This window comes from Rhodopirellula islandica, assembly GCF_001027925.1.
GTDB lineage: Bacteria > Planctomycetota > Planctomycetia > Pirellulales > Pirellulaceae > Rhodopirellula > Rhodopirellula islandica.
The window spans coordinates 35,840-59,840 of the sequence record NZ_LECT01000020.1 but is presented as its reverse complement, the minus strand read 5'-3'; the positions used below and the strand labels follow the sequence as shown (position 1 = coordinate 59,840).

General features: G+C 58.0%; 15 protein-coding genes. 6 read left to right on the top strand and 9 right to left on the bottom strand.

Features of this window, described 5'->3' with window-relative positions; all coding sequences use genetic code 11:
- Positions 1–487: 487 nt before the first annotated feature.
- From RISK_RS10905 to RISK_RS10895, 3 genes are all read right to left on the bottom strand, one after another.
- Positions 488–1,102: a PAS and helix-turn-helix domain-containing protein gene (locus RISK_RS10905; protein ID WP_053061144.1), complete on the bottom strand. Its 615-nt coding sequence runs from the start codon at positions 1,100–1,102 to the stop codon at positions 488–490.
- A gap of 1,201 nt (positions 1,103–2,303) precedes the next feature.
- Positions 2,304–3,152 carry an HAD-IIA family hydrolase gene (locus tag RISK_RS10900; protein ID WP_047814332.1) on the bottom strand — a complete coding sequence of 283 codons (849 nt, stop codon included), beginning with the start codon at positions 3,150–3,152 and terminating at the stop codon, positions 2,304–2,306.
- Positions 3,153–3,393: 241 nt separating this feature from the next.
- The gene (locus RISK_RS10895; RefSeq protein WP_236696209.1) at positions 3,394–9,537 is read right to left on the bottom strand and encodes an alpha-2-macroglobulin family protein; all 6,144 of its coding nucleotides are present in this window, start codon (positions 9,535–9,537) and stop codon (positions 3,394–3,396) included.
- Positions 9,538–9,601: 64 nt separating this feature from the next.
- Between RISK_RS10895 and RISK_RS10890 the strand changes: the two genes are divergently transcribed.
- Positions 9,602–10,447 (top strand): sulfite exporter TauE/SafE family protein, encoded by an 846-nt coding sequence (locus tag RISK_RS10890; RefSeq protein WP_047814330.1) that lies wholly within the window; start codon positions 9,602–9,604, stop codon positions 10,445–10,447.
- Positions 10,448–10,588: 141 nt separating this feature from the next.
- Here RISK_RS10890 and RISK_RS10885 read toward each other — a convergent pair whose 3' ends face one another.
- The gene (locus RISK_RS10885) at positions 10,589–11,776 is read right to left on the bottom strand and encodes a cysteine desulfurase family protein (RefSeq protein ID WP_047814329.1); all 1,188 of its coding nucleotides are present in this window, start codon (positions 11,774–11,776) and stop codon (positions 10,589–10,591) included.
- A 26-nt stretch (positions 11,777–11,802) separates the two neighbouring features.
- Positions 11,803–13,044: a deoxyribonuclease I gene (locus tag RISK_RS10880; protein WP_173442647.1), complete on the bottom strand. Its 1,242-nt coding sequence runs from the start codon at positions 13,042–13,044 to the stop codon at positions 11,803–11,805.
- Positions 13,045–13,362: 318 nt separating this feature from the next.
- Between RISK_RS10880 and odhB the strand changes: the two genes are divergently transcribed.
- The gene (odhB, locus tag RISK_RS10875; RefSeq protein ID WP_047814327.1) at positions 13,363–14,664 is read left to right on the top strand and encodes a 2-oxoglutarate dehydrogenase complex dihydrolipoyllysine-residue succinyltransferase; all 1,302 of its coding nucleotides are present in this window, start codon (positions 13,363–13,365) and stop codon (positions 14,662–14,664) included.
- A 184-nt stretch (positions 14,665–14,848) separates the two neighbouring features.
- Here the strand turns inward: odhB and RISK_RS10870 are convergent, their stop codons facing one another.
- Together RISK_RS10870 and RISK_RS10865 are read right to left on the bottom strand one after the other, a co-directional pair.
- Positions 14,849–15,532: an ankyrin repeat domain-containing protein gene (locus tag RISK_RS10870; RefSeq protein WP_047814326.1), complete on the bottom strand. Its 684-nt coding sequence runs from the start codon at positions 15,530–15,532 to the stop codon at positions 14,849–14,851.
- 38 nt (positions 15,533–15,570) lie between these two features.
- Positions 15,571–16,245, bottom strand: coding sequence for an NAD(P)H-hydrate epimerase (locus tag RISK_RS10865; protein ID WP_047814340.1), 675 nt, complete (start codon positions 16,243–16,245; stop codon positions 15,571–15,573).
- A gap of 206 nt (positions 16,246–16,451) precedes the next feature.
- On the opposite strand from RISK_RS10865, the gene RISK_RS10860 reads away from it, so the two are divergent.
- The 4 genes from RISK_RS10860 (at position 16,452) to RISK_RS10845 (ending at position 20,492) form a co-directional block, all read left to right on the top strand.
- Positions 16,452–16,685 (top strand): FmdB family zinc ribbon protein, encoded by a 234-nt coding sequence (locus RISK_RS10860; RefSeq protein WP_047814325.1) that lies wholly within the window; start codon positions 16,452–16,454, stop codon positions 16,683–16,685.
- A gap of 358 nt (positions 16,686–17,043) precedes the next feature.
- A complete protein-coding gene (locus RISK_RS10855) occupies positions 17,044–18,402 on the top strand; it encodes a Trx7/PDZ domain-containing (seleno)protein (protein WP_047814324.1) in 1,359 nt (452 codons plus the stop codon).
- A 123-nt stretch (positions 18,403–18,525) separates the two neighbouring features.
- Positions 18,526–19,650 carry a glycosyltransferase family 4 protein gene (locus RISK_RS10850; protein WP_083434911.1) on the top strand — a complete coding sequence of 375 codons (1,125 nt, stop codon included), beginning with the start codon at positions 18,526–18,528 and terminating at the stop codon, positions 19,648–19,650.
- 128 nt (positions 19,651–19,778) lie between these two features.
- Positions 19,779–20,492 (top strand): FkbM family methyltransferase, encoded by a 714-nt coding sequence (locus tag RISK_RS10845; protein ID WP_053061143.1) that lies wholly within the window; start codon positions 19,779–19,781, stop codon positions 20,490–20,492.
- Between the two features lie 507 nt (positions 20,493–20,999).
- Here RISK_RS10845 and RISK_RS10840 read toward each other — a convergent pair.
- Positions 21,000–22,292: a DUF790 family protein gene (locus RISK_RS10840; RefSeq protein WP_047814323.1), complete on the bottom strand. Its 1,293-nt coding sequence runs from the start codon at positions 22,290–22,292 to the stop codon at positions 21,000–21,002.
- Entirely contained in the window at positions 22,292–23,743 is a 1,452-nt protein-coding gene (locus RISK_RS10835; protein ID WP_053061142.1) for a DEAD/DEAH box helicase, read from the bottom strand. Before RISK_RS10835 ends, RISK_RS10840 begins: the two co-directional genes overlap by 1 nt.
- Between the last annotated feature and the right edge of the window lie 258 nt (positions 23,744–24,001).

Sequence of the window (24,001 nt, the reverse complement as noted above, 5' to 3'; positions counted from 1 at the left end):
TCCGCCCCGAGCGAAGCATGACGGCCCCATCCGGGGCGATACCCAGACGCCCGCCACCATTTATTTTTCGAACGTCCCAAGGGAGGGTGATCATAAACGCTTGGCAACACGGTACTTAAAAACTGCACGACCTCACCGCTCGGGAGGGCGAGCGGTGAACTCATCGCGTAGCCCTCACCTCGCTCAGAGGTTGTGTCGTTTTCTGATACCGCGTTTCGGCGGATTTTCACATGTCGTGCCTCCCCCGAAACGAAGTTTGAACGCATGTAGGATGGGCACTCTTGCTCGTCCAAGTTGCGGATGTCGGCCAAGAGTGGCCAACCTACAGCGAAATCGACAAGCCCGCTGCGTGGGCGGGGGTCTCAAGACGCTACTGGCACGGCACTGAAAAACTGGACGGCCTCGCTCAGAGGGAGGGTGAAGTCGTCGTTTATAGAATCGGTATTCCCTGCAGTGGTTTTGATGTGGCGACCCCGAAGTGGACGTTTCACTTCTCCCTTGGAAGTCGCTTCAGCTTGGCGTCATCGAGATCGAGGCCCATCTCGCTGATGGTCATCACCAGCTCGGCTTGCCCACGCAGGCCCAGTTTTTTTGTGATTGCTGATTTGTGTCGTTCGATTGTCTTGGGGCTGCGGTGCAGCAGTTGAGCCACCTTGGGGACATTCATGCCATGCCCAAGTAGCACCGCAACTTCGATCTCACGCTGTGTCAGGATGTCCAGCGGACCAAAGTCGATGAACGCCGTTTCGATGCTTTCGATGGAGTCATCGGACGTCGCCAAATGCAAACCCGATGTGGTTCGGCTGATCACCAGCACGCGACCAAAGGGAGGCTTGGAATCACGAATGGGCCAAACGGTTGAGTGAACTTGCTTTCCGTGATAGATATGCCGAATCGCGAGTGGCTTGCCCTCTTTCAGCACACGCCCAATCATCGCCAACCGTTCCTGGACGTACTGCGGCGAATGGAAATCATGGATTGATTTCCCGGCGTACTCAATGTTGGGTGCGGCCGAGAAAAGCATCATCGCGCAGTCGTTGACGTAGAGGAGCCGACCTTCTTGATCCGTGACACAAACCCCGATCCCTGGAGTCTGAGTCATCGCAGTCCAAATCGAATTTGGATCGAACTCAGGCGGATCAACCCGTGTTCTCAGCCTCGATGAGCTTTCTTCGCTTTGGGGTGGGGTGGAATGGGGCACAAGCGACTCATGGGGGACGCGGGAGCAGCGTTTGAGGGGATTCCCTCATAGATTACTCGCAGCGATCCGTCGATACTATCTGAACGGCACCGAGGATTCAGATGGCTTATGCAAAAGTCGCATGGAGGAAACGCAGCCGTTGCCACGGATTGGCTTTTTACACATGACGAAGTCGATTGCAGTTCGGGCAGCCCAGCGAATTGACCGCGAGGGCAAGCCAACATGAATCGATGAAGGTGGAAAGCAATGGGAACACGACGAGACGGTCGGGTTGGAGGGGCAGCAACCACACCGTCTTGTCGTCCCCATGCAGAACGACAAGAGTTTCCATGCCCCTGATTCATGTCACGACCCTGGGGCTTGGTGATCACGCTGTGTTCAGTGTCCACGGGCACATGGTCCAGGGGCACATGCCTGCAGCTGCGTTGTGCGTCCCTGGGGACGAATGACAGGCCGCGTAGGCCAGGCCCCGCCTGGCATGGTGAAACGGTGTGCATTTGGGAGGGATGGGAAAGTTTTGTCCCATAGCTTTGGTCGTGTCTCTGAAGCCGTGAAACAGACGCCCTTGTGGCCGTGACATTCTCCACCGGTGATCGCAGCGTTGGGCTGGAAAAAGGTGGGATGGTGGGGATTGCGACTGCACGCCTTCTTTCCCGGAGGGAATGCAGAGGGTAGCCGGCGGTCGAGCGAAGCGACTACCGCCGGGAAGCCCCCCCGATCACACGGTTGACCCCGAAGGGGTCGAAGACTTTTACGGCCGAGTCTTCTACGACACCCTTCGGGGCCGACGCCGCGATCTTTTGTCACTGTCCGGTGGTTTTCGCTTTGCTCGACCACCGGCTACCGTCTGTGACCACTTCGTGGCCTCACTCGCGAACGCGAGCCCCTGTGAAACCCGAGCAAAATGCGACCACCTTGATTGGACCGCTTACCACCGATTCGTCAGGCCAGGCCCCGCCTGGCGCTGGTGACTCGCCATTGGACCTTCCCCGTCAAACGACGCCTGAGTTCCGATCACGCCTCGCTTCTACCGAAGCATCGGCGTGGGTTCCAGGTGAGACCTGGCCTCGAAGTGGCGCCCGTTTCAGCTCCGAGAAAACCATCACGCGTTGGCGGCGGCCCAGGCGGCGAAATTAGTGACGGTGTCGTCCTCGCGGTTGCCGACTGGCAAACTGCTTTGGACGAACTCGCCGACATCGCAAAGGTCCGCGATCGAATCGACAATCACGTCGGGGCCGTACGCGAATTGGCCGAGGTCTTCCTTTTTCGTGCCGCCGGACAAGGTGAGCACGGTTCGGTAGCCCATTTGGACGCCGCCCAGGATATCGGTTTCCATCGTGTCGCCGACCATCACGGTTTGGGAGGTGGCCAACTTCAGTTCCTTGCGAGCAGCTCGCATCATGATGGGGCTGGGTTTCCCCACACTGAAGGCTTTACGCCCGGTGACCGCCTCCAGGTAGGCGACCGTGGCCCCACAGCCCGGTCGTGTGCCGTTCTTGGTCGGGCAACTGGGGTCCAGGTTGGTGGCAATCAGTTTGGCACCACCAAGGATCATGTCGACCGCGGATTCCAATGCGTTGAGTGTGATCGTGCGGCCTTCGCCAACGACGACAAAGTCGGGCGAGTGATCCACGATGGAGAAGCCGTTTTGATGCATTGCTTGCAACAAGCCCCCTTCGCCAATGATGTACGCGGTGCCATTGGGTTTCAGTTTGGCGAGGAAGCGTGCCGTTGCCATGGCACAAGTGAAGATGTGGGCCTCTTCCACGAAGATCCCCATCCGTTGGAGTTTGGTTTGCACATCACGCCGAGTCCTTTGACTGTTGTTGGTCAAGAACAGAAAAGGAATGTCCTGACGAATCAATGTGTCGATGAACTGATCGGCACCTGGGATCAGCTCACTGCCGCGGTAGATGACGCCATCCATGTCGATCAAAAAGCCCGTTTTCATCAAATCACTATAAGAGGTTGAGGTTCGAAAACTTCATCGGCATTGGTTTGCCGGTGTTGAGATTTCGAATTGATCGCAGCTTTCATACCAATGATTTCAAGGGTGGATTCGTTCCCGCTGCATATCAGCACGGTCGGGGCATCGAACACGTGCTTGAACCTTGAACACCCCCCTGCTCAATTCCAGGGCACATTGCACGGCAAAGAGCAGGAGGCTGGGCGGTTCATGAAATCTTCATGAATCACTTCACTTCCAAAGCATGGCTTTCGCTGTGACTGTTGTACTGGGGAGCGTACATCGATTCGATGCTTGCCATCCCCGTCTGATAGTTCCCGCGTAGCTGCACACGACAGCGAGATTCCAACACATAGGTTCCCTTGGTCAGGTAACCAATGAAGAAATGCTCGGCAGCGTCTCGAGTGCTTTGGTAGTATCCCAACGCATCTTGCCGGCGGTATTGAGACAACACATTGACGGGCTCGGTGCCACTGCCGCGATGGTCTCGCAGGTGCAAGAATTCCATGTCGCGATCACTGCGGATGATCAATCTGGAAACCAGTTCATCGCCAACGCGAACGGGTTCGTCGCCGACAGGACGCAGCACGGGGCCGGAATCCGTCGCACGGACGACAAACAGCTGCTTCTCGATTTGCAGTGGCGTGCCATCGTGCGGCGTGATGTTCTCGATGTTCTCAAAGTACTGCCAGTGGACTCCACCCCAAGCGATGCCTGAGGTTGTTTTCTTGACCTGAATCGATCCCATCTCGGGCGTGATCTCATCCGCCGAGAAACGGTGCTGGTAGAAACCAGTGCCCGCTTCGACGTTGCCTTTGGGAACTTCTTGCTGCCCGACTGCAATGTCGACGACTTCATCGGAAGCCAGCTTGTCGGTGCCTCGCAGCAGCAACGCGTACACCGCATCGGCGGTGGATTTGGTGGTTTCCCAAGACTGGGTTTCTTTCTGCCGCAGCAACCAAGCCTGGCAGAGTTCCATTCGTTTGAGATCGCCCGCGACTTCGTCGAGTACCTCGATCATCATGGCCTGCGTTTCAATCGGTGCTTGGTACCACCACCAGCCTGAGTTGGCGTCGTTCCAGTGCATGCCCTGCTCGTCGATCACCGAGCGTTCGATCAATGAAGCGACGATTTCTTTGGCTTCTTTGAGTCGGCCCAGTCGATGCAAAGCGATCGCGGCGTGCCCTTGGCTCATCCGGCTCGGCAGGGACAACCAATGCTCGGCAAGTTGATTGGTCCAGTACTCGACCGCTTCGAGGTGCTCCGGTGCGGTCGGTTGATCCTTGTAGAAACTGCGGCCATACAACAGCATCGCCACGGTCGGCGAGACATGCACTTTGCTGCGGTTTTCGGTTTGGATTCTTTCGTACAGTTTGGTTGCGTAGGCATCCAAGTGCGTCAGCGCTTTCATCGCAATCTGCATGTCGACCTCGACACCCAGATGTTGCAAGCGACCGAACCCGGTGACAATCAACATCGTGATGGTGTCATTGGACGGACCGCCATCGAACCAAGCGAAGCTGCCATCTTCCTTCTGCAGTTCCTGTAAGCGTCGCGTCAATCGGTCGGCTTGATCATTGACCCGATTGGTATCAAACAAAATGCCAACGTTGCGACGAGCCTCGGATTCGGACTTGGACTGCAACACCCAAGGTGTTTCGGTGAGGGCGATCGACTTCAGTTCTTCGTTCTGGGCCAGAGGGCTGTCCAGTGTGACTCGACCAGCGACCTCGGGTTGGTTTCGCCATTGTTCAAACACGCGTTCGATTCGCGGGTCGGACGTCGCGATGTGCCGCGCCAGCAAGTTCGCATACAAGCGATGGAACGTTTGCTCGCTGCATTCGTGGGGATACTCCATCAAGTAAGGCAGCGCCATCACGGCGTACCAAGCCGGGTTGGAAGTCATCTGAATGGTCAGCGATTCGCTCGCCAGCGTATCGCTTTTTCCTTCCAGTAGCTTGGGCAACGTGAACGTCTTTGTTTCCGCACCATCGATCGGCAGTGAGATGGACTCGTGCACCAAAATGCGGCGGGTCAAAACCGGCAGGTAGCCTTCTTCGCCATCCGACAAACGTCCGGTCGAACCGACGGCCTTGTAGACCAAATAACCGATGCCATCGGGGACCTGGATTCGCCATGAGAACGTCTTGGACTGGCCGGCGGGGATTTCAAACGATTGCTTCGGCTGGGAATTGCCGACTTGCTCATCGACCGACTCGCCGCTGGCTGCTGACGACAGGTTCAATGCCACCACGCCAGTTTGCGTCGAAGCCGATTGGTTGCTGACTTTGACCGTCAGTTCAATTTCGTCACCTTCCCGCAACGTCCGAGGCGGGTTGGGTTGAACCATCAAGTCTTTGCTGGTGACTGCAGTGCCCGAGATGGTTCCCGAGGCAAGATTGGCGCCGTGGGCAAATCCCAGCAACTGCCAACGAGTCAGTGCTTCCGGCATGGTGAACTTCATCTTCACCACCCCGTTCTCGTCCGCGATCAATTCCGGGAAGAAGAACGCGGTCTCGTTCAGATTCTTTCGCGGCGGGATGCCGGACAAATCGATTTTGGGATCATTTGATTCGGGGGGAGCATCATCGGCCGCTTCGGAATCGCTCGTGATCGCACTTCCAGCCAACATCAAAGGAGCGGCTTGTTTTCGCATGGGAGCTGATGCCGGCATCGCTCCATCAGCCATCATCATGTCGGACTCTGCCATCGCCATGTTGCGAGACATCCCACGAGCCATTGGCATTGGTCTTCCGTAGAATCGGTTCAGCTGCAATTCAGCAACCCAATCGGGATAGCTCAGCTCGCCTCCGGGGTATCCACGGTGCGACCACATCACAACGGTCGTCAGACCTTGCCAACCGTTGTTCAAGTGCGGGCTGCGTGTGCTTCGATCACGATAGAAAGCGTTGAAGCCGGTTGCAAAGCGATGCTTGGCAAACACGTCCAGGGAAGCGTCGTACAAGGTTGCCACCATTTCCATGATGGAATCCTGCTTGGCCTTGGTCGATTCATCCACCACCTTGGGTTCGATGACCGCTGTCCAAGTCTCTTCTGCACCGGGTTTGAGTTTGGAAACAAATCGTTCCCAGCGGATGGACCACTCTTTGTTTGTCCAAGGAACGTTGACGATCTGTTGGTGCAGATGCAGTCGGTTCTCGTGGATCATCATCACGCGGACAACAAAGCCACCTCGCATCGATTCATCGATCGCCTGTGTGATTTCGACTTGAGTCTTGTCGCCGGAGGTCCAGTATCGCTGCAAGATTTCGCCGCGATGCTCGACTTCCACCAAGGCCTTTGCGTTTTCGTAACCGCTGCCCCAAACGGCATGGAATGTTTCGCCCGGTTCCCACTGAGATTGAGGCGTCGCGAACAGGCTGGCAATCGGCAGACCGAGCTGATCCGCCTTGGGGTCGAACACTCGCAGTGGCAGCAACGCTGAGACGGAGTTGCCCGCTGAGTCCACCGCTGACAAGACCGCTCGATAGTGCCCCTTGGAAAGCGAGACCTCCCACGAACCACGCCCATTGGCGTCGGTTTGCAAAGTCTTCGAAGATTGCAATTCATCCAGTGGCCAAGAGTTGGGATCTTCGGGACGAACTCGTTTCGCTTCGTCGTTCGCATCCACTGGCAACGGTTGATACGTGCCCCATCGCGGTTGCGGGACGACTTCGGGAGCCTTGAGCGACCAGACTTCAATCTTGACTTCGGCGGCCTGGGCTTCACCATCGAGCGACGTCGTGTGAACCTGAATGTCGACGGGGTCTTGTTCCGTCAGCCAATCGGGACGGTCGACGCTCATTCGAGCCGACATGGTCGTGTAGCCCGCGGTGACCGTGCGTTTGTCTGATCGAGTTTCGCCGGTGGTGTCGACGACGTCAGCGGTGATCACGTATCGGAACGTGGGTTCGCTGTCTCGATCGACCGAGGCATCGGGCACGGCATCAAAGGACACGTCAAAGCGACCCAGTTCGTCCGTGGTCGTTTCGCCTTGGACGATCGTTTGCGGTTCGGCGGGAGGCGTCGGGATCCACCAGCATCGCCATCCCCACCAAATTGGATATTGGACTTGTCGAACCACGGTGTACCGAACGGTCGCGTCGTTGATCGCCGCCCCGGTGTAGGCGGTCGCGCGACCGGAGACCGTCACCGATTCTTCCAGGCGGACGGGATCCTTCGGAGCGTCCAAGGTCACTTCGAACTTGGGGCGTTTGTACTCTTCCACGCGAACGGTGGCGGAGCCTCGCGGGAACTCTCGGACGATCAACTGCATTTGGCCGGTCAGCCCCGACGTCGGCAGGTGGAAGCTGCCGTGGCAACTGCCGCGATCGTTGGTGATCAAGTCCAACGTCTCAACCACTTGGTTGTTTGGATCGAGCAGTTGAATCTGAAGCGATTTGCGATTGTGGGTTTCGTACAGATTCTGGGATTGGTTGTGAGTCGTCGCGATCGCTTTGAAGCGAAGCGTTTGACCCGGGCGGTAAATCGCTCGGTCGGTGAAGAAAACGGTGCGACCGCCGAGTTGCTGCGACGTTCGAGCGGGGCGAATGGAATGATGCTGCTGAGAGGGAAGGTGATCCTTGCCGTTTTGGGCCACCAGCAACAGGTTGTCACGGTTGACTCCCTCGTGGGCTTTCATTTCGAAGCGACCGTTCTGATCAGTTGTCAACGAAGGGAGCGATCGGTATCGGTAGCCATTGTTGAACTTGTTTCGAGGTTGGCCTTCATTGGTCCAGGTCCAAACCGCCACGGTTGCCTGCGGAACCGGTTCGCCCGTGTTGGAATCCAACACGTGCCCTTCGAGGGTGCCTTGGTTCCAGCGGCCATCGGTGACGAGTGCCAGTTCGCTGACCCAAATTTGTTTGCCCGCCAGGTAGTTCTCTTTCCAAACAAAGTCTTTGTCGACACTGGCGATTAACAGGTAGCTTCCCTTGGGCAAATCCTGGGGGACGTTGACTCGGTGAATGTTGGTTTTGAAGTCCGCCGTCTCCTCCAGGTCAATCGACCACTGATGCGCGGCTGGTTCTTCCGCGTATCGTTTCAGCCACTCGCGTTCGTTGTTCTGAAGCATCTGCCCCGTCTTGATCAACTGATCAAAACCGAGCGAGACCAGTTTGAAGTGCACCTGGGTGATGTTCTTGTAGCTGATCTCAATCTCGGCTTGAGCGGATTGTTCCAGGGCCGGGTTCCAAACCCGTTCCGTTGCGATGTTGAGTTGCGGTGCCTCGATTTGCTCGATCAACGCGGCGCACTGGCGTCCGCCAAAGCTGTCCGGGTGAGCCGCCAGTGCTGCTTTCGCGATTTGATGAGCGCGAACGAACTCTTCTTTCCCCATTTCAGTTTGAGCGAGCTGAAAGCTGGCTCGGGTGCTGATCGGATGACTTGTGTTCTCACTGAGGAAACGCTGCATCGCGGCTTGCGAGCGGTCGTCCTGGGTGGTGCCAACCGCGTTCTGATCCGCGAATTGCAAACGGTTCCAATTCGCATCGAGGAACGCGTCTCGTTGGTCGTCGGCGTTGGATTGTCGGAAGCGAACCCAGTCCTGCATCAACTCGGTGGCCTGGCGAAGCGGCGATTCGAGATCAGTTTCCGGGATTTCCCAAGCCAGGAAGTCCGCGACGGGATCCAGGATTGGCGAACTCGCTTCCAGTTCGAAACGCTCGATTGGTCCGCTGTAGATCGACTGGGCGTCAACGAAGTGGTCGATCGCTTGGTTGGCTAAGAAGTCATAAACCGTCGGGCGATATGACTCGGGGGCGCTGCCCTGCGTGATCAGTCGTTGGATGGATGTCAGTTCGGTGGTTTTCAGCTTCTCGGAGTTCTCCAAGGCTTGATCGAACAACGCCCCGGCGTGGCGGATGATCCGCTGGGCACTCCAGGTTTTCAGATCATCGGCGGACTTGATCGGCGTCGTGTCGTCTTCGCGAGTTTCGATCTCGGTGCGGTTCCGGAATCGCCATTGGTTCTGTTGTTGATAGGAATAGAACCAGCTGGCCAGCACGGCTTGCAGCAGCGGTTGGGATGCCTCGGGTGCGGAATCCAGGTCCTCTTGCAAATGCAGGATCCGGTCTTCCGCGCCGCCGCCATCGAGTTGTCCTCGCAGCGAGGCTCGCATCCCCATGGCCAGAACGGCATCGTCGTGGTCTTCTTCGGCGATTGCGGCGGGTACGATGGCGTCGTAGTGTTTGATCGCGGTCTTCGGCAGTCCCTTTTTCAACGCTTCTTCGGCAGCCTCGAATTGCTGTTTTCGCCACGCGGCGTCTTGGTTGGGTTCAGCGGCCATGGAGAGTCTCAGGGGCGAGGAAAGCAGCCCGAGCAACAGACTCAAGACAACAAAGACGCAAGTCACGGTACGAAGTTGCCGCATAGTAGATCACCTCAAGAAGCTGCAAAGAAAAGACACTGCCTCTCAGGGTAACGATTGATCGAGCATGTTATTAGGCGGAAATTTTTGGATCGTGGCGTGGTTCTTTTTGGCCGCGTTGGTGTACAGCAGCGCTGGCTTTGGTGGCGGGTCCACGTACACCGCGTTGCTGGTGCTCAGTGGCGTCGATCATCGCGTTTTGCCCATGCTTTCTTTGGTTTGCAACCTGTTGGTTGTGTCGGGCGCCTGTTTGCGTTTCACACAGAAAAAGCAAATGCCTTGGTCACGTTGTGTCCCCCTGGTGGTCGGGTCGATTCCGATGGCCTGGGTCGGCGGATCGATCCCGCTCGACCGAGCGGTGTTTGTTCCGCTCCTGAGCGTCACCCTGATCTTGGCGGGTGTCTTGTTGCTGTTGGGTGGGCAAACCAGGCAGGCCAAAGAATCCGCTTCGGAGCCGGTGGATTCCGAAGATGACTTGCTAGCAAATCCATCCATCACGCCAGACAGGAAGCTTCCATGGCGATCCAGCGTGGTTTTGCAAATGGCTCTCGGAGCCGGGTTGGGGTTGTTGGCCGGATTGGTGGGGATCGGGGGCGGGATTTTCTTGTCGCCGGTATTGCACCTGACTCGCTGGGGTCACGCTCGCGACATTGCAGCGACCAGTTCGCTGTTCATCCTGGTCAACTCGGTCGCGGGCTTGATGGGGCAAACCAGCAAACACGCTTGGTCACTCAGTGAGATTGCCGTGGAATTTCAAACGCATGCCCCGTGGTGGCCTTGGTTGTTTGTCAGCGTGTTGATCGGTGGTCAGATTGGAAACCGGGCCGCGTCCAGTTGGTTGTCGCATCGGACCCTTCGGCGAATCACTGCCGTGATTGTGCTGGCCGCGGGGATTCGCCTGGGGTGGATGTAGGTAAAAGTGGCTTTCGTTCAGCGGCGCACGGCAATTTGCTGTCGTAGTGGACGAGGTTACGAGTCCGTTGAGCAGGACTCGTAACCTCGTCCACTACGACAGCCTGTGATTCCTGCTCACAGGCTGGAAGCCGATGCCACACTAACCGACCAACTTTTGATGCGATGCGATCAGTTGATCCGCGGCGGCATGGATTTCGTCGACGGTGTTGAATCGCCCGATGCCGAATCGCACGCTTCGTCGGGCTTCCGATTCGGTCAATCCCATCGCCAGCAGCACATGGCTGGGAAGAGCCTCGGTGCTGCTGCAGGCGGATCCGCTGCTGAATGCAACGTCTGGCGTGGCCGCCATCCAGGCTTCGCCTTCGATGTCTCGCAAACGGACGTTCAGGTTGCCTGGCAAGCGGGCCGATGAATCCTCTCGCCAACTGGTGCCATTGAGTTGCAAGCCATCGAGCGCGGAATGCAAACGATTCCAAAGCATCTCACGCAGTTCCAAAATCCGTGAGGTGTCGCTTTCGAGATCGTCGTTCGCGATTCGCATTGCCGTGGCCATCGCGACGATAGTGGCAGGGTTCAGCGTTCCGCCGCGAAGCCCTCGTTGCTGGCCACCGCCGACGATTTGGGGGCGCAGTCGCAAGCGTCGATTGCCGTTGCCGACCACCAGGAAACCAGTGCTCTTGGGACCATAGAATTTGTGGGCTGAGGCGGTCAGCAAATCAACGTCAGTCGCTCGCACATCGACCGGCAATCGCCCGACTGCCTGAGTCGCGTCGCAGTGCAGCACCGCGCCCGCTTCGTGAGTGATCTCGGCGAGGGATTGGATGGGTGCGATGGAGCCGATTTCATTGTTGGCCCACATGATGGAAACCACCGCGGTCTGCTCGTTGACCACGGCACGCAACTGATCCACGTCGACTTGTCCGGCGGACGGGTGGTCGTGAGGATGCACGCCCACGCGAATGATCTCGATGGGTTGGCCGCTGGCAGTGGCTTGCTTGGACAAGTCATCCGCCACTTCCAAGACCGCTGGATGTTCGGTTTCGCAAAGCACCACTTGGTGCCGTTTGCAACGCGGGTGCATCAGGAAACCTCGCAGAGCCAGGTTGATGCTCTCGGTGGCTCCGGACGTCACGACCATGCTTTCGCGAGGAGCATTCAGGATCGCGGCCATCGAATCGAGCGATTGGTCGATCGCCCGGCGAGCTTCGCGTCCGGCCTCGTGGGAATCGCTGTGCGGGTTGCCAAAGTGCTGCGTCAGGTAGGGCAACATCGCCTCGACGACACGTGGGTCGCAGGGCGTCGTGGCATGATGGTCGAGATAGATCATCGGAGATCGCGATCCTTGGATCGTCGCTAGCGAATCGCTTTGCCGCTTGGCAGCGACGCTTGTTGCACAACGGCCTGGTCCAACGTGGCCTGATTCGCGATCGGGGAGCCCTCCAGTGGCGAGAACTCGGCGTACACCGGCAGGTAGCTGGACACCGTTTGTGCTTCGGAAAGGCTGAGATTGTACACGCGAAGGAAGTCGTAGACTCCACCGCGACCGATGGCTTCTGCGGTCGATTGAAAATCGAACACAATGTTTTCGGTCTGATGCCGTCCGAAGATATCCGTGGGCGTGCTGGACACGGCCGCACGAACGGTTTGACCCGCGATGGTCGGCAGCAGGTACGCGTCATCGGCTTGGAACAACCCCATCATCAGGATGTCATCTTCGCCTCGGCCGTCATCTCGAATGGAATCGAACAACTGCCCCAGCAAGGCGACTTCGCTGGGGGCTCGGCCCAGATCGATTCGCACGTTTGCCACCGTGAACGTCCAGGCTCTCGCGGCACTGGGTTGCGCCGCGCGAAACCAGGCGACCAACGGGTCGTAAAGCATCTGTTGGTCGGGGTCGGCAACCGTGTACGTCTGTGTTCGGTCGACTCGAATGCGATCGGGACGAAACAGAATCACCATTTGCTCGCCACGGTCGGAGGGACCAGTTGGACCACCGAGAACGTAGTCGAAAACGGGGCCGCCGCTGCCCAGTGAGTTTTCGTTGATCGCGTCGACCATCCGGGGCACGAGGTCTTGATGAATCGACGAAACCTGCTGAAGCGAGATCAGGTCGAATTGGCGAACAACGCGGATCAGGTTTTTCCGGCAGATGTTGCTGGCCAGTTTGGTCGGCCCGAATCCATCCAAGGACCAGGATGCGATGCGAAGATTTCGGTACTGGGGCGGGCGCTTCGCCGAAATCTGCTCGGCCGGGGCCGCACCGTTGGTGCCTTCGACCGGGGTGCCCCAAACGCTTTGTTTTGTGGAGGGGCCTGAACGCAGCATGTCGCTGGGGCTGTAGATGACCGGGTCGGCTTCGATCGGATTGCCCGACTCATCGACGGGCCAATTCAGGGATCCGCCAGCTTCTGTCGACGACGTGAACGTGAACGGGTCGTCGAGTTTCTCCCAAGCAAATTCGGCTTTGGGTTTGATCGCGACCCCGTCCAGCCCGTCGATGTTGTAGTGTTGGAAGAAATACCATCCCCCGCCGATCAACAACACAACGATCAAAGCCATTTGAATAGGATGGCCTTTCTCGGTTGGATCGGACATGACTGCCTCCGGGACAATTGGGGCGGGTTTTGGGGCGACGAGCGTTTTCTGGGCGTGGCAAATCAAATCGACCCGCCACCATCGTGTTGAATCGGCCCCCGCATCGTTGCAGTCCAAAAAATGGACGCTCATCCCCCTCTCCCTCGCAACCGGCATACTTTCTGGGGGGCTGGACCTGTCTTTTCCCAGCGACCTTGGTCAATCTTCTTTCCCGAAGCCAGCAATCGCGGTGTGAGCCGCTGACACTGTTCGCTTGGCTCGTTATTCTGGTTGCTCGTACCGTCCCAGCTTTTTCTATCAAGTGGTTGAAACGTTCCCGTGAGCGACATCATTCCCGTCGAAGTTCCTACCGTTGGCGAATCGATCAGCGAAGTGCAAATCGGCAATTGGCTCAAACAAGAAGGTGACTGGGTCAAGAACGGCGAAGACCTCGTCGAAATTGAAACGGAAAAAGCGTCGGTGCAAATCCCCGCTCCTGTCAGCGGTTTCTTGCAGTCGATCACGAAACAGTCCGAGGAATTCGCCGAAGTCGGCCAACAAATCGCCTCGATTCAAGTCGCGGAACAGCCCGCTGGCGGCGGTGGATCTGCAAGCGGTGGTTCGGCCCCTGCGGCTGGCAAGCCCGCACCGGCCCCTGCAGCCTCGGCACCCGCACCGGCCGCATCCAGTCCCGCCCAAGGTGGCGGAGGGTTTGTGATGCCCGCCGCCCAGCGGTTGCTCGATGAACACAAGTTGGATTCGTCGCAGGTTCCCGCCACTGGTCCCGGGGGACGCTTGCTGAAAGAAGACGTGTTGGCTTACATCCGTAGCGGAGCCTCCCGCCCAGCTGCACCGCCAGCCGTTCCTGCCACGCCTGCGCCCGCCCCGGCTCAGCCAATGTCGGTGCCGGAAACTCCGTCGTTGATGACCAGCGGTGGTTACCGGTCCGAAGAAGTCAAACCGATGAGCATGCTGCGTCGCACAATTGCGTCGCGTCTCGTCCAGGCCCAGCAAACCGCGGCTCTGCTGACGACATTCAACGAGATCAACATGGCACCGGTCATGGCGATTCGCAGCAAATACAAAGACGCCTTCGCCAAGAAACACGGTGTCAAACTTGGCTTCATGTCGTTCTTTGCCAAAGCCACCGTGGAAGCCCTGCGACGTTATCCCGCCGTCAACGCGGAAATTCGTGGCGACTCGATGGTCTATCGCAACTACCAAGACATCGGCATCGCGATTGGCGGTGGCAAGGGCTTGGTCGTTCCGGTCCTTCGCAATGTGGAACGCATGTCGTTCGCCGAAGTCGAAGGCAGCATCTCCGAGTACGCTCGCCTGGCGGGTGAAAACCGGTTGCAACCCAGTGACTTGATGGGCGGCACGTTCACGATCAGCAACGGCGGGATCTACGGATCGCTGCTCAGCACGCCGATCGTCAACCCACCGCAAAGCGGCATCTTGGGCCTGCATTCGATTCAAGAACGCCCCGTCGCGGAAGACGGCCAAGTCGTGATTCGTCCGATGATGTATGTCGCGTTGACCTATGACCACCGCATCGTCGACGGTCGGGAAGCGGTTGGGTTCTTGGTCGCGATCAAAGAAACGATCGAAGACCCAGCCCGACTGTTCTTGGAAGTCTGATCAGTCGACGTTCCAGGGGACGCCGTTTTCATGGCGGGTGTCGCGAAACTCATCAAGAGTTTCGGGGACGGGGACCAAGAGTTTCGGGGACGCAGTGCAGTCGAACGTCTTGCCGACATCACGATGACGAGATCGTCGGCTTTGTCGGTTGGGGCTGAAACAACCGGGCCTAACGGCCAACGGCTCACTTTTGCAGTCGTTTGACGACTTCGGTGTGGCCGTTGCTGCTGGCAAAATCGATCGCGGTCTCGCCATCGGTGTCTTTCTTGGTCGGGTCGGCGCCCGCCTCGAGCAACAGTTCGACGACCGCCATTTGGCCTTCCGCAGCGGCAAACATCAGCGGTGAAAAGTGTTCTTCGCTGTCGACCAAATCGACTGCCGCGCCGGCATCGAGCAACAGCTTGACTGTTTCGGCGTTGTCCGCGGTGGAGGCGTACATCAGCGCCGTGCGTCCAAATGAATCTCGGTGGTCGACTTCGACATCCTGGGACAGAAACCATTCGACCACCGGGGTGTGGCCGTCAAACGCGGCCATTTGCATCGCTGTGCGTTGGTGTTCGTCCATCGCCGACACTTCCACGCCTTGGCCAGCGAGTCGTTTCACCCCCGCCAAGTCGCCTAGCATCGCGGCTTCGCGAAATTGGTCTTCGGGGGACGTCTCGGGCAGTGGCACATCTTCCGACGTGGCCATGCCTTCGGGAGCTTGCGGTGCCAGGACCTCTTCGCGTTCTCGTCGCGGGAAATCTTCGGGCGACAGACGCTTGGATTCGCACCCCGAAAGCACGGCGGTGGAGCCGAGAATCAAGACGCTGAACAACGAGAACGAACGAACGGGAACGCGACGCGTCCGAGGCGGGTGGTTTTGCATGGCCCTAACATAGTCTCAGCCACTCAGGCCGGCCAAGCTCAGGCACTGAATTGACGCAGCAGTTTCAGAGGCACGCCGATGGAGATCACGTGGACCTCGCCAGTGAAACGGACAGCGTCTCGCTTTTCAAAGCCAACCTTGGGGGCGGCGAAGGTCAGCGTGTGATCGGCAACAAACGTTGTCGCGCCCGTTTCTCCCGTGTCGCCGTTCATTCCGGTCGGGATGTCCAGGGCGAACTGGATTGCCGAGGCTGCGTTGGCCGCCTCCACGACCTCCGCGTAGCGACCTCGCAGTGGCGGTTTGGCTCCGGTGCCCAGCAAGCCATCGACGATGATGTCTGCCGCCGGCAACTGCGGGGGCTCGTCAGATTCTTGAAGAATCTGAATCTCGATCCCTGAAGCTTCGGCGATCTTGGCTTGGATGGCAGCGTCACCGTGCAGTTCGTCCGCTGGTGCCATCGCCACGATTGTCACCTCTCGTCCCGCCAGCTGCAGGTGCCGGGCGATCGTGAATCCATCGCCACCGTTGTTGCCTTTGCCGCAGAGGATCAGCACACTTCCGTCGGGGGCGATCTGGTCGATGCATTCCGCCGCTCCGCGTCCCGCATTTTCCATCAACACAATGCCAGGGATTTGAAACTGCTTCATGGCCACCTGATCAATCTCGCGAACTTGGTCGCATGTCATTGGCGGCAGTGGGGGAACCTGATTCATGGTCGCTTCCTTTGAGTTCGAGCGGGGCGGGGAGGTGTGAAGCAAGCCGTTCTTGTTGCTGCTGACAAAAACAGCCGCTCCGATTCATTCCCAGTGGTGCGAACGTCTTCCGTGAGAAACAATGGATGGACGTGGGCGGCGTGCCCATGGTTTGTTCCTTGGCCCATGATTTGTTCCCTGGACCGTGTTCCTCTCGGATACCGAAGATGCCTCTGTACGAATACGAATGCAAGACGTGTGATGACGTGGTTGAGATTTTGGTTCGATCTCAGGATGAAGAAGTGGCCTGCCCGAAGTGCAGCAGTGCTGAATTGACGCGTGTTCTCAGCGTCCCCTCGGCTCCCTCGATGAGCGGCGGCAGTTCGAGTTTGCCCATGGCGGGCGGTGGCGAAGCCTGTGGTGCCCCGCGATGTTGCGGCGGCGGTGGTTGCCAAATGTAAGCAGGTAGGCAGGAATGATCGGGCAGAATCATGTGAGCCGTTTCGGCGTTAGCCCCGGTTGTACGTGGGAACAGTGGCGTTTGCGATGACAGTTCAAATGCCAACAGACTCCTGCCGACCCGCTTGATTTGCCGGGCGGCAGCCACTTTTCGCGAGCGGGGCGAATTCTCAAACGGGGCGTGGAATCGTTTACAATCCACGCCCCCATCTGACGCTTTTTGTCACGCGTGAACAATAAGTGACGATGTTAGCGGTGTGGCGCAAGCCGCCCGGTGAGGAACCGGAGGGCTCGCGCCCTTCCGCTACGTCACTTGTTGTTCACGTGGTCCTAACGCGTCCTATCCCCCAGGAGAGTTCCATGAGCCGCTTTCTCACAGTGCGCGCGTTTGCACTGGCCACCGTGTTTCTCTCAGCCGGTTTGTTCTCGCTTTTCGCGGTTGCCGAGGCCAACGCGAAAGAGGATCGAGAAACGATTGTTCGCAACGACCGCGAGCGTGTCCTGGCGACCGGCTATTGGATTTACAACGACCTGGACGCGGCTTACGAACAGGCCCGCCAGTCCGGCAAACCGATCTTGGTGGTTTTGCGTTGCTTGCCCTGCGAAGAGTGCGTCAAGCTGGACGATGACTTGGTCGAAGGCGACCCTGAGCTGAAGCGTCTGCTTGATCAATACGTTCGTGTTCGTGTGGTCGGCACCAATGGCTTGGATTTGAACGTGTTTCAGTACGACACAGATCAGTCCTTTGCCGTTTTCATGCTCAATGCGGACAAGACTGTTTACGGTCGCTTTGGAACACGCTCCCACCGCACTGAATGGCTGGGCGATGTTTCTTTGGAAGGAATGGCTGCGGCCCTGCGAGAAAGCTTGAAACTGCACGCAGCCTACCCGGCCAATCGTGAATCGCTGGCGGGCAAGACCGGTGATCCGTTGGAGTTTGTTTCTCCGGAGAAGTACCCGACGCTGTCGGACCGGCCTGACCATCTGAATTACTCCGGTCAAGTCGCGAAAAGCTGCATCCATTGCCATCAGATTGGTGAGGCGCGACGCGATTACTACTGGCAAAAAGGGCAGTCGATCCCGGAAGAGGTCCTGCATCCTTACCCACATCCCAAGTCGATTGGATGGGTGCTCGATGCACGGTACCCGGCTCGCGTGAAGAGCGTTGCGGAAGACTCCGCGGCTGCCAAGGCTGGCTTTCAAGTCGGCGATGATTTGCTGAGCATCCATTCGCAACCCTTGGTTTCGATGGCCGATGTGCAGTGGGCTCTCCATCAAGTTCCCGCCGAAGGTGCTGAGGTTGAGATCCAAATCAAACGCGGTGATCAAACGCAGACGCTCACCTTGTCGCTGCCGGAGGGCTGGCGGCGATGGGACGATTCGTCTTGGCGAGTTTCGTCGTGGATGATGCGTCGGATTGCTGGTGGGGGAATGCGTTTACTACCTCTGGACGAAAGTGAGCATCGGGAGCTACAGTTGCGATCTCCGATGGCACTCCGAGTTGCCAACGTTGGCAAATTTGGACTCCATGCGACCGCTCACAAAGCCGGCGTTCGCGTGGGCGACATCTTGATTGAATATGACGGTGAATCGGATTTGATTCGCGAGGCCGACATTTTCGATCACGTGAATGAACAGCATCGCCCGGGCGACCGAGTCCAGATGAAGTTCCTTCGCAATGGCCGTCCACGAACGGTCGAAATTCCAATTCAGAAGTGACCCGAAGTTTTCGATCGGGGCTACCATCTGCCCGCGGCACGGACGCCGCTTTTTTGAATTTCCTCGATTCGTCTTGATCTGATTGCGTGTTTCCCGGTAATTCTTGCGGTGGAGAAACGCAGTATGAATCACCCTCAAGAACACGCCCCCGGCGTCGAGAATTCGACAGGCTTTGATCGAGCCCCGGAGGTCTTCGTGACCAATTTTCACCGACGATTCACCGGTGTTTCCGCAACGGCCAATGCCGTTGTCTCTGGCCAAAAGTCCCGCCTGAAGCTGTGTTTGGTCGGCGATCCTCTTCCTGACGCCCCTGAGCCTCTCAGCTATCACAAGGCCCTTCGCTCCAGTTCCCAGCGGCCTCCGAATCGACCGTTTTCGATCTGGCATGTGCGTCGCAACATGGAAATGAGTGCGGCGATCTTCGCTCGCGATGTCCTGCGACTGCCCATTCGGATCGTGTTCACGTCGGCCGCCATCCGCCGTCACTCGGCGTTCCCGCGAGCCCTGATTTCACGGATGGATGCGGTCGTCGCAACCACCGAAACTGCCGGGGCCTTTGTTCCCAACTTGGCCTCGGTCGTGCCGCACGGGGTCGACACCCACAAATTCACGCCTGCTGACGATCGCGTCGCAGCTTGGCAGGCGACCGGTTTGCCTGGGAAACACGGCATCGGCATCGTCGGCCGTGTGCGAGCCGAAAAGGGGACGGATTTGTTCGTCGAATCGATGTGCGAACTGCTGCCCCAGAATCCCGATTTCACCGCCGTCGTGATCGGTCGTGCCAAACCCGAGGACTCCGCGTTTGAAAAAGCCCTGAAGGCCAAGGTTGACGCTTGCGGGTTGACCGATCGCATCGTTTTCATTGGCGAAGTCCCCAGTCATGAGCTGCCAACTTGGATGCGAAGTCTGTCATTGCTGGTCGCGCCGGCCCGCTACGAGGGCTACGGCATGACCGCGCTTGAGGCGCTGTCCAGTGGCGTTCCTGTGGTGGCGGCCGACACCGGTGTCTATGCCTCCGTGATCGAAGAAGGTGTGACGGGCCATGTCGTCCCGATTGGCGGTCGCGAGGCGCTCCGACAAGCCATTCAGGAAATGATCCAGGATCCAAGCCGGCTCCATACGGCTGGGCAGTTGGGCCGATCCTTCGCCGTGAATTCGCTTAGCCTGAACAACGAGATCGACGGTTACCAGCAAGTCTACGACCGCCTTTGGGCAGGTGAATCCTTTCGTGCTCGCCACGCTGCCTGAAGATCATCGCTTGACTTGGAAGGCGACTCGCTGATACCTCCGAGTACTCTCCCGTCGACGAAGCCGACTGGACCACACCGCCAAACTTTCGCCGTGACGCGCGTCATCGCTGAACGAGGACAGAACGAATGCCCAAGAAAACAGTCGGACAACGAATTGCTCAGCTCTTTCGCAAACCGTGGAAGACCCTGACCAACTCACGTTACCGCGATTTCCGACGGGCTTACAACCAATTCCGAAGCGATGGGATCCCCACCAAGCGATACGAGTTTGATGACCTTGGATCCAATTCCATCGTCTTGGATCTCGGCGGTTTTCGGGGCGAGTGGGCCGATGACATTCATGCTCGTTACGGTTCGACCGTGCATGTTTTCGAACCGCACCCACGATTCGCGTCCGAATTGCAGGCCAAGTACGCGGGCCACTCCCACATTCATGTGCACGCGGTCGCGCTGAGCAGTTCCGATGGCGAGCTGATTCTGTCCGACACCGGGGATGCGTCTTCCGCCATTCGCGAAGGCGAGAAATCGATCAGTGGTCGCCGAGTCGAAGCAGGGGCCTACTTGCAAAGCATCGGCGTCGATCATGCGGATCTGATGAAGGTGAACATCGAGGGAGGCGAATATGACATCCTGCCTCACCTGGCCAGCCTCGGATGGCTGCCGCGGATTGAAACCATTCAGGTCCAGTTCCATGACTTGAGTGCATCCAGCGACGACGACCGCAACCACATCCGCCGTGACCTCGCACAGTCACACGGCGAAGACTGGTGTTACCCGTTTGTTTGGGAACAATGGTCCAAGCCCGCCGACGTGATTCAGGTGCCCCAACGCGCCGCCTAAACACGTCGGCAGGAATGATCGGGCAAAACCATGTGAGCCGTTTGGGCGTTGGCCTGGACTGCTAAATCTTTGCTATTGGCGCTCCAACAGCGGATGCAAGTTTTCTTCCGGCTTCTGCCTTTCTTCATCCCGGTAGGGATTTCAGGTGGTAGCCGGGGCTCGCTGCGTAGCAGCACACCCCCGGAAACCGTGGCTCCAAAAACTCTCCATCCCGCCGTGGCCCATGGCCACGGCGGGATGGAGAGTGGTGACGTGGAGTTTGCATGTCCGCCGGTGACGCTATCGCTTGCCGACGGCTACCATCTTGCATCCCTACCGGGATGAAAACTTGCGCAAGCGACAATACTCTCCAAGCCCAAACGTTCAGCAGTCCAGCGTTGGCCCCGGTTGTGCGTGGGAACAGTGGCGTTTGCTATCACAGTCCAAATGCCGAAAGGCTCCCGCCGACCTGCCTCGACCGGCGTCTCAGCAGTATCGAGCTAGTTTCTCCATCGCAGGTTCGAAAACTCAAGTCGGCCGGGCCAAACGAAGTGCCGTTTCGATCCACTCCGCAGGATTTTGTCGAGGGTCAAATCGGAGGAAAGGGAGTTCCAATTGATCGGCCAGTTCGGCCATGCCGGTGGAATGCTGCTTGGGAAACATCAACAACCAATGTGGGCGGTCAACGCTCGGTGTGGTGGGGCGGTTCTCGTCCGTTGCGCTCGACGCCCATTTGGAGAGTCGTCGGGCTTTGTCTTGAAGGTATTCGGGCGTCCAAAATCCGATCACCTCCAAGTGGATGATGCGTCCATCTTCGTGACGCATTAAGAAGTCAGGTGTGAAAACGCTTTGGCCATGGACCAGCAACTCAGTCTCTCGTTCCAGTCGCCATCCCGCTGGCGGATTGCGATTCCAGGCGGCATCCACGGCACGCTCAAACTCCGAATCAAATTCATTCTCGGGTGGAAGCGGAGATCGCAGGCCGTCCTGGGGTGACAGCGACAATCGAAACGCTTGCTTGTTGGGGCCAAGCACACGTGCCGTCATCCGCCAGTCCTGGCACGCCAAAAGTTTGGGCAATAGCTTTGCAAACCCAACTCCATAGCGGGTCGTTTCGCGAAGTGAGGAGCCTGGTCCGTCCAACTCAAAACGCAGGCCAAGTTGGACGGTCCCGTTCTTCGTCCATTTCGTGCGTTCGATCCGGTGCATCAATTGGGCTAGCTTGGCATGCCGCGCGATGGTTTTGAAATCCGACCTCGCATCGATTCGAATCGAGGTCGCGCGGTACAGGGCCGCCTGGGTTTGGGCGACGTTGTACGCCGACAGCACTTCCTCCGCGGTCAGTTCCTTGTCGAATGATTGCAAGCGTTGCAACTCGATCACATCTGAAAACATGTTCGATTCAATTTCCGCCCAACTCATCCCCAGGGATTCGCAGACCTTTTGTCGAGCGGTTGAGAGGTCGTGCTCGAAGATCCCTTCCCGAGCCGTGACAATGGGATGAAGTGGCGCGGCCTCTTCAAATACGCGCTGACGCAATCGGCTGGCGGATGGTCCACCACGTTCGTATTGTCCGAAGTCGTCGAGCAGCTTGCAAAAGGCAGCCATGCGTTTGGGCGGGCAACCCGGAATGTTCGCAAGCACCTCCGCGACGCCGCGATGCAAGTCTTGCCGAATTTCGCCGATGCCGGCCCGGTAAATCTGCAAGCATGTGGCAATCCCTTCCGAGTACGCAGCGTCACGGACACGCTGCAACCGATCCGGTTTCAAGGTTCGATTGTCAAAGTTGAGCTGAACGATCGAGTGTTCACCGCGCAGCATCAGCTTGTCTTTCGATAGGCATCGTTGCGTCGCCGTGTTCGACTGCGTTTCACTTCGTTGGTTCCATCCGCCACGATTTCATACAGCACGGCGGTTTCTTTTCGAGATCCCCTGCGAAGCACGCGTCCGAGTCGCTGGATCGCCTGACGCTGACTGGACAGCCCGCCCAGCACGATGGCTGTTTTCACTTCGGGTAGGTCGACTCCCTCGTCCAGCACTCGGTTGGCCACCAGCACCGGGTAGCGTCCGTCGGCGAATCGTTGCAGCACTTCGCGGCGTTCCTTTTTCGCGCAGTGTGACAGCAGGCAAGGGACCATGAACCGCATCGAGACCGCTCGGGCCATCACGTTGGTGCCTGTGAAAACGATCACGGGCTGGCCGTTGTGGAGTCGGAACAGGTCTTCCAGTGTGCGCATTTTGGCTTCCGCTTGGTCCTCGATTTTTTGCTTGGCACGATAAGCACGCATCGCCTTTTGTGCCGCGAGGGAACGTTCCGGTTCGCTGTCCACCGCCGCCGACAATTTGTGAATGTCTTCCCAGCGAAAGGTTGGGTCCAATTCTCGTTGCTCCGCCACAAACTCTTGCACTGTTTCGGAAAGGCCACGATAGGCGTTCCGTTCCGACTCGTTCAACGAGACCGCAATCCGGTGAACACGGTACTCTGCCAGTGTTTTCCCTTTGGCTTGCCCAATCGTTTGCTGGTGCAGTGTCGGGCCGACCAGCGTGTGCAAGGCTTGCAATCGTGATTCATCCGTCGGCAAGGTTGCGGTCAATCCCATGCGAATCGTCGCGGTCGACATTCGTGCGGCGTCGCCGCGCCAGGCACCTGACAAATGGTGCACCTCATCGAAAACCAGCATCTTGAAACGGTCACCGATTCGCGGCATGTGAATCGCCGCCGAGTCATAGGTTGCAATGCTGATGGGGGACACGCGATGCACGCCATCGCCGATCAGGCCCGCGTCGACACCCGTTGCCTCGCGAATTTTTTCGTGCCACTGATACATCAGGTCACGCACGGGAACGACGATCAAGACGCTGCATCGGGATCGCAGGATGCATTCCATTGCCACCACGGTTTTGCCTGTCCCTGTCGGCATGACCAGCAGACCACATTGCCCGCCCGATTCAAAATCACTGACCGCTTGATTCTGGTCCGGACGCAATTGAATGTTTCGTTGGTCGTGCAAGCTTGGCTGCCAATCCGGATCCGGTCCAGCCTCCCATCGCCACCACGAAGACGAATCAATTTCGAAATGCTCTTGATCCCATTTTCGCAGGTGAGCCTGCAACTTGCCCGCCCACATCGCATCGCAACGAAAGCAATCGTCACGATCATCGAAGACCAATGGGATCCCTCCCATTCGGCCGGCAACCGACGCTTGCGACCAACCGACGTCCCGCCAGCCACGCAGTCGCAAAGTGCCCCCATGAAAATCAATTGCAATCAAGAATCAAACCAACGCCAAACAACCAAACGGGCAGCACGGTGCACACAACACCCGCGCACTTGAGCAGCATAGCCCAGCGGAAACGAACCGGAAAGAATTGCCCTGCTCCCTGCTCCCTGCTCCCTGCTCCCTGCTCCCTGCTCGTGCTCCCTGCTCGTGCTCGTACTCGTACTCGTACTCGTACTCGTACTCGTACTCGTACTCGTACTCGAAAGTCGAAAGTCGAAAGTCGAAAGTCGAAAGTCGAAAGTCGAAAGT